Origin of the sequence: Brevibacillus sp. AG (genome assembly GCF_028369215.1) — a bacterium.
Taxonomy (GTDB): domain Bacteria; phylum Bacillota; class Bacilli; order Brevibacillales; family Brevibacillaceae; genus Brevibacillus; species Brevibacillus porteri.
The window spans coordinates 1-13,560 of the sequence record NZ_JAQMYO010000008.1 but is presented as its reverse complement, the minus strand read 5'-3'; the positions used below and the strand labels follow the sequence as shown (position 1 = coordinate 13,560).

The following is a 13,560-nucleotide window of genomic DNA, read 5'->3' as shown; positions in this document are numbered from 1 at the left end:
AGGAAGGGGACATGAAGCATGGGTAACCCCGTATTGATTGGGGTAGCGGGAGGCAGTGGTTCTGGAAAAACGACTGTAGCAAAGGAGCTGTACCGCCAGTTCCAAAATGATAGTGTAACGATGATTGAGCAGGACTCCTACTACAAGGATCAAAGCCATTTGAGCCCAGAAGAGCGGGCGTTGACTAACTACGACCATCCCTTCGCTTTTGACAACGATTTGTTGCTTGCGCATTTGCAAGAGCTGCTGCAAGGAAAGGCGATCCAAAAACCGATCTACGACTTCAAGGAGCATAACCGTAAGCCAGAGCAGATCCAGGTCGACCCGAAGGATGTCATCATTCTGGAAGGAATGCTGATTCTGGAGGATGAGCGGATTCGTGATTTGATGGATATCAAGGTATTCGTTGATACCGATGCGGACGTGCGTATTGTACGCCGAATCGTACGTGACATCGAAGAGCGCGGTCGTTCCCTCGATTCTGTCGTGACACAGTACCTAACCGTCGTTCGACCGATGCATTTGCAGTTTATTGAGCCGACCAAGCGATATGCAGATGTCATCATGCCAGAGGGCGGCTACAACCGAGTAGCATTGGATCTGTTATCCACGAAGATCAGCAATATTTTATTGGAGAAGCAACAGTTCGCCAATCAATCTTAAATACCTAAAAGTGCACCGTGACATACGGTGTGCTTTTTTCTTTGTTCGTTGTTTCTGTCGCGTACATTCCGGCAATACTGGTGAAAAAAGCCAGGGAGGGAATTCGATGCAGCTGGATCGACGAATCAAAAGACGTCACTTTCTTGTATTGTTGTCCATGTCGTTGTTATGGCTCGGTTTGGTCATGCGATTGTGGTGGATTCAACTCGGATCGCCCCATCGGTTTTCTCGGCATGGCGTTGATTTGGTAAAGGCAGCAGTAAAGCAAAGACAGCAAAGCATCGTGCTGCATAGCGGGCGTGGCGATATCGTGGATCGAAGTGGGTACGCCTTTACCGGAGAAGAGCATCTCGCCTTGATTTTGTTCCCATTGGCGCGTGGGAGCCTGCAAGGAACAGATGGCTTGCAGCGATTGGCTCAAATAACAGGAGAATCCAAGGAACGGCTGTCGGAGACCATGGAAAAGGCAAAAGTACCACTGCTCATGCGAGAGGAGTCAGGCAAGCTGGTGATGCTCACCGAGCGGCAGGCTGAGGAAATCAATGCACTTGCCATCCCAGGAGTTGTGGCATTGGCGGTGACAGAGCGATACCGCGCTGATGAAGTAGCCAAGCATCTGATTGGTTTTATCCATAAAAATCCCGACATGGTGCAGAAGCTGTATCCAGATGAATGGACAAGCGGCAAAATGAATGCCGAGAGCACGCTGGGGGCATCGGGTCTGGAGCGAAGCTTTGACCGGTTTTTACAGGGAGTAGAGCCGTCTGTCTTGTCCTATTATGTAGATGGGCACGGACAACCGCTCCGAGGGCTGGATATTCGCTATACGAAGCAGTCGAATCAATACTATCCGCTTTCATTAACGACTACCTTGGATGCAGCAATCCAGAGAAGTATGGAGGCAGCAGCCGATCAAGTAGGATTAAAAGAGGGCAGTATCGTCGTTTTGGACGTACAAACAGCCGATGTTCTTGCAGCTGTGAGCCGCCCTACCTATGATCAAACGAATGTTGCAGGAAACATCAGCGACTGGAAGAATCGCGCATTCAAACAACTCCCGCCTGGTTCTGTCTATAAAACAGTGGTAGCAGCAGCCGCTTTGGCGGAAGGAATGGTTTCACCAATTGACCGTTTCACATGTACGGGGGAGTACGGGAAGTACCATTTCTCCTGCTGGAAAAAAGAAGGTCACGGCAGTGTGACGCTGGAAGAAGCGTATGCCCAATCCTGCAATATTGCGATTGCCCATATCGCCAAGCTGGTGGGCGGAGAAAAGTTGGAGGAATATGCAAAAAAGCTAGGCTTGACCACTCAAGTAGGGCATGTTACCCCTCATCTGTATAAACTCAAAAACTTTAAGCAGCTGGATGGCGAAGAGCCGGGGAGAGTCTTTGCAGAGGGTATATCCCGCGACGATGAAGGCGTCCTGATTCAAAGCGCCATTGGTCAGCGGGATGTACGTATTACCCCCTTGCAAGCAGCCAATATGATGGTAACGATTTTGCGTGGCGGTCAAAGCTCTCAGGTACGGCTGGTAAAAGAGATCGCATACCGAAATGGTCAGTCGTTCCACACATTCCCCGAGCAGGAGCTCTCTTTGGACGGGATTGACTACGTCACAGCCAATAAATTGCGAAAAATGATGCGTAAAGTCGTCACAGAGGGAACGGGACAGATGCTCATGAATGCCGCTTGGCAGGTGGCGGGCAAAAGCGGGACTGCGCAAATCGGGGATGCGAATGGAAACAACCATCTGTGGTTTCTCGGGTACGCTCCGCTAGAAGAGCCGCGTTTCGCCATTTGTGTCGTGGCAGAAAATCAGCCGAGCTGGGGAAAAAACCAGGCTATGGAGCTTTTTCACCGAGCTGTCGCTGGGCTTGCCGATCATACAGCTCAATCTTCCCAACCTCGCGAAGAGTATTTCCGAGGATGAATCCTCTTGCGTTAATTTGATTGTTTTTACCTAGCCCGACGATCAGCATGAGGGGAGAGGAGGACATGTACATGGATTGCGACGCTTTTGCCCAAATGGTTCGCTTATCACCTTTGCTGGGAGATAGGCGTTTTACCGTATGGCTATGCCAATCACCAATGTATTTCCATTGTCGATGTTTGCTTAATTTGCGGACGAGCTTATTGAGATGCGTGTCATCGAAAAAAATAGAATGTGGCTGGTGAATCGCATTTGGGCCTGGTTCACTTGCATACGTAACGACCCATCTATCCTCACCAAGTGGGTATCCCATCATCACCCCTCCTGTTTCCAGCGAGGGTTTTTTTCGTACGGCCTGCTCAATCTGTTTCCACGCTTTTGGTGTGATGTACAGCGTCGTCATGAGACGTTCGTCCCTCCTTGATAAAACCACTGACATTTGCTTGATATCATATGTATGCGAATAGTGAAATGTACCGTTGTCCAGCAAAGTTATGAATGGTCGAAAAAAAGATTGTAACTCACCCTCTTCCTTTCTATAATTTGAGTAAAAGTGTGAGTTCAAAAAGTCGCCTTTTTGAACAACCTCTAAAAAGACGGAGACTGGAAAGGTTGATTGTATGCCTTTGGCACCTGTTGATCTCTCACTGATTGGACAAGTTTTAGCGGCTGATTTGTACACCGAACAAGGAATTTTGCTGCTGGGACAAAACACGACGATCACGCCGGCCCATGTGATCCTATTGCAAAAGCAACGAGTCCGTGAGGTTGACATTATACAGAGTCTTACGGAGGGAACCGGTGAGGAAGTAACTTCTCAACTATTCCAACTAGAGGCAGATTCTGAGACCGTTGCTGCTTATGTACAAGCCCTCGACAAAACGAGACTACTCTTCGATGAACTGACAGTTGGCGGGACACCGAGTCTCGATCATTTTTCCAACATCTTTTTTGATGTATCAGAAAAATCGACGAAGCATTTGGGTTTGTTCCGGAACTTGTACGTACTGGAAGGGGCAGATAGCTATACATACCGACATTCATTAAATGTAGGCATTCTCTGTTCGCTCATTGCTCGCTTGATGAAATGGGATGAAGAGCGAATATCATTCATGGGGACAGCCGGATTTTTGCATGACATTGGAAAAATGAGGGTACCAAAAGAAATATTGCTTAAGCCAGGCAAGCTAAGTGAAGAAGAATTTGCGATCATGAAGAAGCATACCATTTACGGCTATGAAATGATCCGTGATATGAGTGGTGGGTCTGAGCTGTTGGCATTGTGTGCCTTGCTGCATCACGAGCGACTCGATGGGTCTGGCTATCCGGAGCAAAGAAAAGGCGATAGCATTCCGATCGAATGTCAGGTGCTCGCCGTTGCGGACATGTTTGATGCGATCTGTTCCGATCGGGTGTACAAAGGGAGGACGTCCCCATTCGAGGCGGCACAGCTCCTGTGGAAGGAAGCCTGTAACGGGACGTTGAACGTTGAGATTGTTGCACAGTTTGTCCGCTACATTGCCTTGCTGTACGTAGGCGCGAAGGCGAGGTTGAGTAGCGGGGAAGAAGTCGAAGTGATTCTTATCCATCAGGATGAGCCAATGCGTCCGTTGGTAAGAAGAATGGGTGAATTCCTCGATTTGCGGCATGATCGTAAACTGACGATTGAAAAAATGATAGGATAGGAAAGTCGATGCAAAGAAGGTGAAACCGCTCTTGGGAAATGAGAGCGGTTTCATTGTTGCTGATCTGTGAACGATCATCGGGAAAGCTCGATCAGATTGGCAGATTGTGACACAATGAAAGTGTGCATGATAGACCAAGAAAAGAAAAGAAAAGAAAAGAAAAGAAAAGAGCCGTGTCGTGCGAATGCTCGAAACGCAAGGAGGAAACACATGATACGCAAAGCGGAACCCACAGATGCAGCTTTTGCTGCGCCATTAATTTATGATGCCATTGGAGATATCGCCCATACGTTGACAGGTGCAACGGAGGAAGCGGATGCGATTCGCATGATGGAGGAGTTTTTTGCGAAGGAAAATAACCGACTCAGCTACGAAAACGCGGTGATTGCCATGGATGGAGATGTACCGGTAGGACTGGCGCTCTTTTATCATGGAAGCCAAACAGAGGCACTCGATCGCCCATTCGTTGAGCATGTCCAACGTTTGACTGGCGAGACGATTACGCTTGTAAAAGAAGCAAAGGATGACGAATTCTATTTAGATTCTGTCGCGGTTGATTCCTCATGCAGAGGGAAGGGGATCGGATCTCTTCTGCTGGATGCCTTTGAAAAAGAAGCGATTCAGCGCGGGCATGACCGAATCGCTTTGCTCGTAGACGAGGAAAAACCACGTGCGCGCAAGCTGTATGAATCGCTCGGCTATCGTGAGGATGGGACAGTGATCGTAAGCGGGCATAAATTGAGCCATATGGTGAAGGACATAGCGGAAAAGGCGTAAGAAGAATACAACAGCGGCCACCTAAGACCTGAAAATAAAGTCTTAGACTGGTCGCTGTTTTTTATTGAACGATCTATCTGCGATCAAAAGCAAGACTCGCAGCAAGACCTGTCAAGACGCTTGCCATTAGCCAGCGTTGCACCCGTAGCCATGTTGGGCGTGTACCAAACCACTGAGCAACTCTGCTCGCTACAAGAACAATAAGCAGGTTAATGGTAAAGCTGACAGCTATTTGTGTTAGACCTAACGTAGCACTTTGCAGGAGCACCGATCCCCGCGCAGGATCTACAAACTGCGGTAAGAGTGAAACATACAAGATAGCAATTTTGGGGTTCAGTAGATTTGTGATCAATCCCATCAAAAATAACTTTTTCGGCGGTTCAATAGGAAGAGTATCAGGCTTGAGAATGGAAGCAGCACCTGGTTTGACCGCATTCCAAGCGAGCCAGAGCAGGTAGACAGCCCCGGCCCACTTGACTGATTCGTAAACGAACGGAACCGTTATGAAAAGAGCCGAGAGACCGAACATGGTTGCAATCATGTAAATTACGAATCCAAGTATAACACCAAGAAGTGAGATGACTCCGGCTGTGCGACCTTGCGAAATCGTACGAGAAATGAGGTAAATCATGTTAGGACCAGGAGAACAGACCATACCAAGCGAAACAAATACAAAGGTAATAAGAGTACCAAAACTCACCAATTTTCATTACTCCTCTCCGTGGTTCATCAAAGTTAGAAACCATTAATACCAATGAACGGAATTACCAAGATCGCAACGAAGCCAGCTTACTGGGGCAGCAAAGCGGTGTCTAGCCCCAGTTTCTTTCTATTAACCTGCCTTTACAGAGAGATTAATTGGGTGAGGGCAGATAAGGTGTGAGATCAAACTTCCAGTCAAATTCACGGATCGGACTGTACTTACCCGTCAGGAGCTTCAAAATATGAGCTTCGGTTGCTTTACTCGTATTTTTGGACGCTCCTGCTTCGTCGTAAAGATTGCCACATGCATACGCAAATAAATACTCTTCCCAGCTCGAATAAGCGAGTTGGATTCGCTTGGCTACGTCCAGCATGCTTTCTACGGCATCCGCCTTGGGAAGATAGGACTGCTGGGCGCCTGCTTTGCAAATAATGAGATACCAGGCGTAATCAAAGGCGGCAATGCCGGCATGTGGGAGTCTGTTCATATACGAGTACACGATCAACTGTCGGGCTGACTCCGTGTCGCCTTTTTTTAAGGATGCGATGTAGTTGGAACGATTGGCAGCGCTGAGTGCAGATAATACGTGGCGATGCTGATCAAATTCAGCTCTTCGCCCATGTTCCAAAAACCAAGTCAAGCGCTCTTGCGTTTTGGCGGCATCTCCCGTGTCCCATCTGTTATCAATTCGAAGCCGCAAAAACGTATCGCGCAGGCGGTTGTATTCGTGGATGGCCAAATAATACGCGAGTTGCTTCTGATTTAAGCAAACAGAGGAGAGAGCATGCAAGTAGCGGCTTAATTTTGGGTCGATCTCTTTTTCGTTTTCTGCTTCTTTTGTCATGGAATTCCTCTCTGCCTCCTTTAGTGGAATGTCAATGCTTTGCGAGTTTTGGGAATCTCACGAATGATGCGGATGTAATACAGCATGGAGATTATCGCGAGAATGCCCAGAAGCCATGATCCCGTCCATCCTTTTTCTTCTAAGTCAGGCTTGGCATTGATATACATATCGGTCACGAGAACTGCATTGTGAGGATGCTTGCGTTTGTCCAAAGCATTCACAATGACAGGTAACATCTCACCATCCGGTATCGCCTTGAGCGTTCCTCGCATCGTAATGGAATGTTTGTCATGAATTTCTTTGGCATGATCGTAGTCCGTAATGACAATGATCGCTTGTTGATCCAGATAACCCACATTTACATAACCGGTGTCAGAGTTTAACAGATCTCGCTCTTCGGCTTTGGCAGCAGGAATGAACTCGGCTTTTGGCTCGGGATGCTTCTCTTTGTCATAGACGCGGAGCATATTGATATAAGAAGCTTTGGTCAATGTAAATTGCACCTGGTAGCCAAGAGGAGTTTGTTTCAACTCGTCCATCGTCTCAATTGGGACAGGCTTATATTTATTGACCAAGGAGTCAAATATCTGCTCCGAAGTCATCTCCAGCTTCATGGATACAACAGCAAACATAGCGTAATGGAGCAGAAGGAGAAAAATAATCGTCCAAATGTTACGTCTCGTGTAGATGGCAAAAAATTGCTTGAACCTTGCTAGCTTGCTAGGAAGCCCGAGTACGCGTAAGGTTTTTCTCCTAGCTGCTTTGGCTTGCTTGTTCGCAGTTGGTTCGGTCATCTTGTTAAACGGAGATTGTATTTGCGTCAGACATATCTTCGCATCAATATCGGAGGGATTATGCGAAAGCATCTCCTGGAAAACCTCTTGAGCCTTCTCCCATTCGCCCAGTTGAAGATAACTGTTCCCCAGCAAGCTGCGAGCGTCCCACAGTTCTGGCATGCGAGTGAGGATTTCCTCGCAATCTTTGATCGCATCAGCAGCATCTCCCTTTTCGAGAAAAAGTCGGGCACGATACAAATACGCATCGATGTTATCTGGATCAAGACGTATCAGTTGATCAAAGGTATGAAAGGCACGATTCTTATTTCCGGTTCGTAAAAAATATTCGCCCTGTAAACGGATCAAATCGGGATCAAGAGGGTACAGGGCATGGGCTTTTGCCAAATAGCTCTGAGCCGTTTCCCAATCATTTTCCATGAGGGCAAATAACGCATCGCTGCGCCATTCTAGAAACGCTTCAATATTCAAGTCCTCGCGATTCTCAAAAGAGTGGTAACGCAGTGTGAAGGTCTGATTGAGCTGGCCGTTCAGGTAAGCGACAAAACGCCCTGAGAGCTGGCTTGCGAGCTTTTCCGATTTCTCCCGCCATTGAAAATGGGAATCGAGCAGATTCCACACCTCATGAGGCAAGTGATCGTGTTCTTCTAAAAAGTGGAGAAATTGCGTATCGATGAGTTGATGGCAACCGACATTCCACATGGCCTCGTCATTCAGCAACTCACGCCAGTTTTCAAGCTTGATTCGTTCGTGATAGTTATCGTACAACTCTTGCGTACGGCGGAAAAAACGCTCCACCATATCATTGGGGCTCATGGAGCGTTCGAAATGATCGTAGCTCTCTGTGAAATCGTACCGCTGGGGAATGGGGATTTCTTCTTGAGAGACCACTTCTTGCGTTGTTTCCTCTAAAAACCTGTCAAACAGGGGGAGTCGCTGCGGTGGATCGTAGTTAGGCTGCTCTTCTTCTTCCGATTCATGATTCTCCCCCTCATCGAGCTGTCTCGGCTGTCTTCTTTCCGGTAGGGGCGTTTCTTCGAACATTCGATTGCGCTTGGTATTGCGTGTGTACTTCAGGGCGAGGTCATACGCCTCTCGCAATCGCTGAAAGCCTTCAGGATCAACCTCCGGATTGTGCACCTTCAACATTTTGGCATACGCCTTTTTTATCTGGGCAGGATTGTCCGTCGGTTCAATCCCGAGAATCTCCCAAATCCCCATTAATACTCATTCCACCCTTCAAACATGTCCAGCTGCTGCTTCAATTCTTCTGCTGCTTTGGCGATGTCTCTTTCATTTTGGGTGGAGAGGACACTTTCGAAGCGGCGTAAGTAATTCGCAATGATCATACGGTCTTCGCCCAACGCTTCCTCATACATACGCTCGCCTTTTGCCAGAAGCAATCGATTTTCGGTTCGCTCTCTAGGGTGGATCTTAATGTTTTGAAGAGCTTGGAAACGCTCCTCAATTTCTTGTTTTGATAGGCTACCCGGATTTTTTTCGATGACGGCCTTGGTTTTGACACCTGAAGATACCACAGTCACTTCGACTTCCAGAATCCCGTTGATGTCATATGTATAACGAACATCGATAGATTCCTCGCCCTTTTTGGCAGGAGGAACTTTTACATTCAATTCGCCCAGCTTGAGGTTATGTTCGACGCGTCGGCTTTCCCCTTGATACACGTCAACGAGAATAGAGCGTTGATAATCGAGAACGGTGTATAGCCGTTCTACCCGACTGACCGGGATTGGCGTATTGCGCTCGATGATCGGAAAGAAGTAGCCATCCTCGTGTTTGCCGTTTGCCATGGTTTGTACAATACCCGTACCGAGTGTGTATGGGCAAACATCGGTCAAAACAAGCTCGTTTAACGCCTCGTTGCGTTCCTTGAGTGCTGCTTGAATCGCTGTTCCCAATGCAACAGCCTCATCGGGATTAATATGGGAATGGGGCAGGCGCCCAAATATCTTGCTAACGATGGATTTGATAAGCGGCATCCGTGTCGCACCGCCAATAAGCACGATTGCGTCCAGTTCCCGGGGTGAGATGGAAGCGTCTCGCAAAGCACGTTCGATCGGCTGACGCAGTCGTTGCAGCAGAGGAAACGCGAGTTCTTCCAGCTGATTCCGGCTGAGAGTTGTTTCAACCAGCTCTCCCTGGATATTGACACTCATTTTCCCTTCTTGGTCGGAAAACAAGGCGCGCTTGCACAGCTCAGCTTGTTTGTGGATGGACGAACGCGTTTTGCTGTCCAGCGTGTTGATATCGAGTCGATGGGCTTCTATAAAATAAGAGGCAATCAGATCGGTAAAGTCTTCGCCGCCCAAAAAGTTGTCTCCAGCGATTGATTTTACTTCCATCACACCTTCGAACATTTCCAAAATAGAAACGTCAAACGTTCCGCCACCTAAATCGAATACGAGGAATTGTGTCTCGGATTCCTCCTGATGGAGCCCATATGAGATCGCGGCGGCAGTCGGTTCGCTGATCAAACGCTCTACTTTCAGTCCAGCCAGCTCTGCTGCTCGTTTCGTTGCTTTGCGTTGTGTGTCATTGAAATAAGCAGGTACACTGATAACCGCTTCGTGAACGGAGTGCCCGAAATGAGCCTCAGCATCGGCCTTCAAAGATTTAATCACAAAGGAGGAAAGGTCTTCGGCAGAAAGAGAATATCTCCCCAGTTGGTATCTTTTTTCTGTCCCCATAAACCGTTTGAAGGTAGAAGCAGTACGATCTGGGTGTGTTAAGAGGCGCTCTCTGGCGATTTTTCCAATCAAGATCTCGCCGTTCTCATCGACGCTGACCACAGAAGGAGTCAGTGTTTCTCCGAGCGCGTTTGGAATGAGCACGGGTCCATTCTCAGTCCAGTAGGCCACCAGACTGTTCGTCGTGCCCAAATCAATTCCAATGGTGGTCATCAGTTAGGTCCTCATTTCCGTGTTTTTCTACTAATATCGGTAAAAGTAGAGACTTTGTAGATAATTTTACCATGAAAAAAATGGATGTAATTGGTGCTTTAGTAGGATATGAAATCGAATTTTAGATAAAGAAAATAGAAATAGAATTCGGAAGATAGAAAACGACAAACGAGAGAGGTCGTTATGCCAATGCAGCAGCGAATGGAAAAGTGGTTTAAAGCGTGGAAGTTACTTATGCATGATATGGAGCGACAAGGTGCCCAGGTTTGGCCGCTCACGGTAGAACCACCGGCGGCGCTGGAAGAAATCGAAAGAAGAGAGGAAAGTCTCGGGGTTAGCTTTCCCCCGACGATCCGTACCATTTTGCTTGCGGGCAGCAGTCAAGTTCAAATAAATTGGTCGTTGCCATCTCGAGCGTTAGATCCTTTTTCACTCAGTGGAGATTTGGGATGGTCATTGGATGCATTTGAGTGGCCGTACTTTGGCGGAGACGAAGAGAGTGAGGACGAGAAAAGGTATCTCTGTTTTCACGTCGGCGGTAATGGCGACATGCTCCTCATCGATTTGTCGACAGGCGCGGATGACCCACCTGTCTATTCTTGGGGGCATGAGACAGACGAGTTCCAATTACTCGGAAAAAGCTTCACAGAGTTCGTAGAGCGAGTCACGGAGCTGGGCTGTATTGGGGCAGAGTGCTGGAATTATGAAGCACTCGCTGGTGCAGATGGGCTCGATGTCGAGGGGCAAGTCGCACAAGAGTGGAAAGAATGGCTGCAAATCTATCGAACGCTCACCTTTGAAGAGGCGGCGCAAGATTTCGAGAAGCTGGTCTTGTTTGCAAAAATGCATGGTGCAGGAGATACACGTATCCAAAAGGCATTTGCTCAGTACGATTGGGAGCCGGTTTTGCATAAATGGGTAGCGCAAATCGAGCAGGAAACCTCATCAAGCAATCTGCTACTCTGGTGCCAGCTCATTGTCGAGACAGTAGGTAAAAAGGCAGAGGGGTGGGTACGCTCGCTCTGGGAGTCTGGGCCACATTATGAACGGATAGGCTCGAGTCTACGTGCATACGTGACGGCAGCTTGTTTGCCAGAAGAAGAGGGCTTGCAGCGAGTTTTGGCTGAGATGGACGAAGTTGTTGCCAGAAAAGAATGTCTGGTAGGCTATGCTGCCAACAGTCATTTGCATCACTTTCGCTCCCGTGAAGTCATTTTGTGGATGGAACCGCATGTGGCGTACCCGATTGAAGGCTGGGATGAGCTTTTCGCGATGTCACGTCCACAATGGGATGATCTGATTCGCTGGCTGGACGGAAATGAAGCACAGCGGCAGATTGCGTTAAGTGCTTGGGGGAAAATGCTGACGAGTGGCGAGTCGCCTTCTGGTGAAGCGAATTGGCAAGAAATCAATCGGTTGTTGGATGTAGCGTACGAGAAAGCCATTTTGCGCAAGGAAAAAGAGCGTGTAGATCGCATTCTCTCTTCCTTGGAAACAGCAAAGCATTAGACGAAGGGGCATTGACCCGTGTTTGTGCAAGAGGAATGGACCAAGGGGGAAAGACAATGAGAAATGTGGTAACGGTATGGGGAACAACCTTGCAGTCTTCTGATGAACTAGCGGATTTTCTGACTCCGGTTTACGATGAGGACGGGGATGTGATACCGTCTGGCTTTTTAACAGCGTCAGGCCTTGAATGGGTAGACGAAGATTTTTTTGAAGTGCATGAGGTGCAGGATGCAGAAGCCAGAGCTGACTTTTTCACGTATTTGGAAAACGAATATGCGATGAATGCAACGCTCGATAGAAAAGAATGGCCCAAACAGCTAACAGAGGAGATTGGCAAGTACCCACATATCATTTTGCTGTACGGCAATGAATCACGCTATGGTCCGATTAACGAAAAATTGTTTCATCTCACTGAGAGCGGGCAAGAAAAAAATTCACCAGTAGTCCTGCTCGCTAAACTTGTATTTGAGACAGAGGAGCGGTAAGGAGCAGGGAGGAATGCGTAAGAAAGGAGATACAGATATGGCTTACAATTTCGCAGATTTATATGATGCAGCTGAAGTGGGAGACCTTGAGCTCGTAAAAAAGATCGTCACGAAACAGACGGAATTGCTACATGAAAAGGATGAGTATGAGTTTTCCGTCCTGCATGGCGCTGTGATGACAGACGATGTTGACCTTATTGCGTATTTGGTCGCACAGGGAGCAGATGTCCATGCGAAAAACGATGAGGGTATTACCCCGTTGCATATCGCGCTCTATCCAGAGGTCGCAGAGGCGCTAATCGCGCACGGTGCAGACATACATGCCAGCGCTCATGATGGAAGTACTCCGCTGCATACACAGGTAGCGGATGGAGAGGAGCGTGTGGATGTGGTAGAGCTGCTGCTGGCTAAAGGTGCGAATCCTAACAAAAAGGACATGGAGGGGCAAACACCATACGATATAGCACGTGAGAGAGAAGACGAAGAGATGATGGCTTTATTTGAATAGGGGAAAAAGGTAAGCGTCTGTTATGATTTCGGACGCTTTATTTCTTGCTCGAGTGCTGCGACGCGTTTTTCCAGCTCGTCGATGGCTTTTTGCTTGGTTGCTGTGCGTTTTACGATGAACAAGCAGCAAGCAATGACTAGTGCTAAAGGCAGTAATAACATGACGAGTTGAAAGAGCACAGTACGCCATTCGATCGATACGGCGCCAAATTCTACCATGGGTGATCACTTCAATCATTCGTTTTGTTCAATTTACCAAAATATCTCAATTTTTCGAAACAATCCTTTACCATACAAGCAACAGTGAATTAATCGATAACAACTCCCTGCGTACAGGCACGCATAGGCAACCGCCCACATAAGGATAGAAGTAAGCTATTCCAGACGTGGAGGTGGCAGCCATGTCCAGCATTATCGCGGCGCTTTCCCTTGTTTTTAAAGAACTTCTTGTTTTCGTGGCTTATGTCAAGAACAATGCCTTCCCGCAACCGCTTCAGGACACCGAAGAAGAAAAGTACCTCCGACTCATGGCCAAAGGCGACCCTTACGCCCGTAACAAGCTGATTGAGCACAATTTGCGTTTGGTGGCGCATATTGTGAAGAAATTCGAGAACACAGGTGAGGACAGTGAAGATCTAATTTCCATCGGTACCATTGGATTGATCAAAGCAATCGAGAGTTATCAGGTGGATAAGGGCACCAAGCTGGCTACGTATGCTGCGCGTTGTATTGAGAATGA

The 13,560-nt window shown here is 47.9% G+C and carries 14 protein-coding genes; 8 read left to right on the top strand and 6 right to left on the bottom strand.

All coding sequences use genetic code 11. The features are described 5' to 3' along the window. The first annotated feature begins 18 nt into the window (after window positions 1–18). The gene (udk, locus tag POF51_RS21115) at window positions 19–663 is read left to right on the top strand and encodes a uridine kinase (protein WP_069850464.1); all 645 of its coding nucleotides are present in this window, start codon (window positions 19–21) and stop codon (window positions 661–663) included. A 106-nt stretch (window positions 664–769) separates the two neighbouring features. After that, the gene (locus tag POF51_RS21110; protein ID WP_069850461.1) at window positions 770–2,596 is read left to right on the top strand and encodes a peptidoglycan D,D-transpeptidase FtsI family protein; all 1,827 of its coding nucleotides are present in this window, start codon (window positions 770–772) and stop codon (window positions 2,594–2,596) included. Here the strand turns inward: POF51_RS21110 and POF51_RS21105 are convergent. Continuing rightward, the gene (locus tag POF51_RS21105; RefSeq protein ID WP_069850459.1) at window positions 2,508–2,999 is read right to left on the bottom strand and encodes a Mov34/MPN/PAD-1 family protein; all 492 of its coding nucleotides are present in this window, start codon (window positions 2,997–2,999) and stop codon (window positions 2,508–2,510) included. The genes POF51_RS21110 and POF51_RS21105 overlap by 89 nt on opposite strands. A gap of 217 nt (window positions 3,000–3,216) precedes the next feature. Between POF51_RS21105 and POF51_RS21100 the strand changes: the two genes are divergently transcribed. Then, on the top strand, window positions 3,217–4,281 hold the full coding sequence (locus POF51_RS21100; protein ID WP_069850457.1) for an HD-GYP domain-containing protein: 1,065 nt from the start codon (window positions 3,217–3,219) through the stop codon (window positions 4,279–4,281). A gap of 210 nt (window positions 4,282–4,491) precedes the next feature. Beyond that, on the top strand, window positions 4,492–5,058 hold the full coding sequence (locus POF51_RS21095; RefSeq protein ID WP_017247605.1) for a GNAT family N-acetyltransferase: 567 nt from the start codon (window positions 4,492–4,494) through the stop codon (window positions 5,056–5,058). 73 nt (window positions 5,059–5,131) lie between these two features. On the opposite strand, the gene POF51_RS21090 is transcribed toward POF51_RS21095, so the two are convergent. The 4 genes from POF51_RS21090 to POF51_RS21075 all read right to left on the bottom strand — a co-directional run bounded on the left by POF51_RS21090 (window position 5,132) and on the right by POF51_RS21075 (window position 10,320). Then, window positions 5,132–5,761: a LysE family translocator gene (locus POF51_RS21090; protein WP_069850454.1), complete on the bottom strand. Its 630-nt coding sequence runs from the start codon at window positions 5,759–5,761 to the stop codon at window positions 5,132–5,134. Window positions 5,762–5,912: 151 nt separating this feature from the next. After that, window positions 5,913–6,605, bottom strand: a complete 693-nt coding sequence (locus tag POF51_RS21085; RefSeq protein WP_069850453.1) for a DUF1266 domain-containing protein — start codon at window positions 6,603–6,605, stop codon at window positions 5,913–5,915. 20 nt (window positions 6,606–6,625) lie between these two features. Continuing rightward, the gene (locus POF51_RS21080) at window positions 6,626–8,620 is read right to left on the bottom strand and encodes a J domain-containing protein (protein ID WP_069850451.1); all 1,995 of its coding nucleotides are present in this window, start codon (window positions 8,618–8,620) and stop codon (window positions 6,626–6,628) included. Next, entirely contained in the window at window positions 8,620–10,320 is a 1,701-nt protein-coding gene (locus POF51_RS21075; protein WP_069850449.1) for a molecular chaperone HscC, read from the bottom strand. Before POF51_RS21075 ends, POF51_RS21080 begins: the two co-directional genes overlap by 1 nt. 183 nt (window positions 10,321–10,503) lie before the next feature. Here POF51_RS21075 and POF51_RS21070 point away from each other — a divergent pair, with 183 nt between their 5' ends. The 3 genes from POF51_RS21070 to POF51_RS21060 are packed head-to-tail and all read left to right on the top strand — an operon-like array spanning window position 10,504 to window position 12,822. Next, window positions 10,504–11,829: an SMI1/KNR4 family protein gene (locus POF51_RS21070; protein ID WP_069850447.1), complete on the top strand. Its 1,326-nt coding sequence runs from the start codon at window positions 10,504–10,506 to the stop codon at window positions 11,827–11,829. Between the two features lie 56 nt (window positions 11,830–11,885). Then, the gene (locus POF51_RS21065; protein ID WP_069850445.1) at window positions 11,886–12,314 is read left to right on the top strand and encodes an immunity 22 family protein; all 429 of its coding nucleotides are present in this window, start codon (window positions 11,886–11,888) and stop codon (window positions 12,312–12,314) included. A gap of 13 nt (window positions 12,315–12,327) precedes the next feature. Further along, window positions 12,328–12,822, top strand: coding sequence for an ankyrin repeat domain-containing protein (locus POF51_RS21060; RefSeq protein ID WP_244195646.1), 495 nt, complete (start codon window positions 12,328–12,330; stop codon window positions 12,820–12,822). 20 nt (window positions 12,823–12,842) lie between these two features. On the opposite strand, the gene POF51_RS21055 is transcribed toward POF51_RS21060, so the two are convergent. After that, window positions 12,843–13,040, bottom strand: a complete 198-nt coding sequence (locus POF51_RS21055) for a hypothetical protein (protein ID WP_069850443.1) — start codon at window positions 13,038–13,040, stop codon at window positions 12,843–12,845. 182 nt (window positions 13,041–13,222) lie between these two features. Here POF51_RS21055 and POF51_RS21050 point away from each other — a divergent pair. Further along, window positions 13,223–13,560, top strand: a 338-nt coding sequence (locus POF51_RS21050) for a sigma-70 family RNA polymerase sigma factor (protein ID WP_232774089.1), incomplete at its 3' end; no start/stop codon positions are given.

What these genes read in the sequence shown, in the direction of transcription:
- udk (WP_069850464.1), top strand. Translation starts at nt 19, where the DNA reads ATGGGTAACCCCGTATTGATTGGGGTAGCGGGAGGCAGTGGTTCTGGA.
- POF51_RS21110 (WP_069850461.1), top strand. Translation starts at nt 770, where the DNA reads ATGCAGCTGGATCGACGAATCAAAAGACGTCACTTTCTTGTATTGTTG.
- POF51_RS21105 (WP_069850459.1), bottom strand. Translation starts at nt 2,999, where the DNA reads ATGACGACGCTGTACATCACACCAAAAGCGTGGAAACAGATTGAGCAG.
- POF51_RS21100 (WP_069850457.1), top strand. Translation starts at nt 3,217, where the DNA reads ATGCCTTTGGCACCTGTTGATCTCTCACTGATTGGACAAGTTTTAGCG.
- POF51_RS21095 (WP_017247605.1), top strand. Translation starts at nt 4,492, where the DNA reads ATGATACGCAAAGCGGAACCCACAGATGCAGCTTTTGCTGCGCCATTA.
- POF51_RS21085 (WP_069850453.1), bottom strand. Translation starts at nt 6,605, where the DNA reads ATGACAAAAGAAGCAGAAAACGAAAAAGAGATCGACCCAAAATTAAGC.
- POF51_RS21080 (WP_069850451.1), bottom strand. Translation starts at nt 8,620, where the DNA reads ATGGGGATTTGGGAGATTCTCGGGATTGAACCGACGGACAATCCTGCC.
- POF51_RS21075 (WP_069850449.1), bottom strand. Translation starts at nt 10,320, where the DNA reads ATGACCACCATTGGAATTGATTTGGGCACGACGAACAGTCTGGTGGCC.
- POF51_RS21070 (WP_069850447.1), top strand. Translation starts at nt 10,504, where the DNA reads ATGCCAATGCAGCAGCGAATGGAAAAGTGGTTTAAAGCGTGGAAGTTA.
- POF51_RS21065 (WP_069850445.1), top strand. Translation starts at nt 11,886, where the DNA reads ATGAGAAATGTGGTAACGGTATGGGGAACAACCTTGCAGTCTTCTGAT.
- POF51_RS21060 (WP_244195646.1), top strand. Translation starts at nt 12,328, where the DNA reads ATGCGTAAGAAAGGAGATACAGATATGGCTTACAATTTCGCAGATTTA.
- POF51_RS21055 (WP_069850443.1), bottom strand. Translation starts at nt 13,040, where the DNA reads ATGGTAGAATTTGGCGCCGTATCGATCGAATGGCGTACTGTGCTCTTT.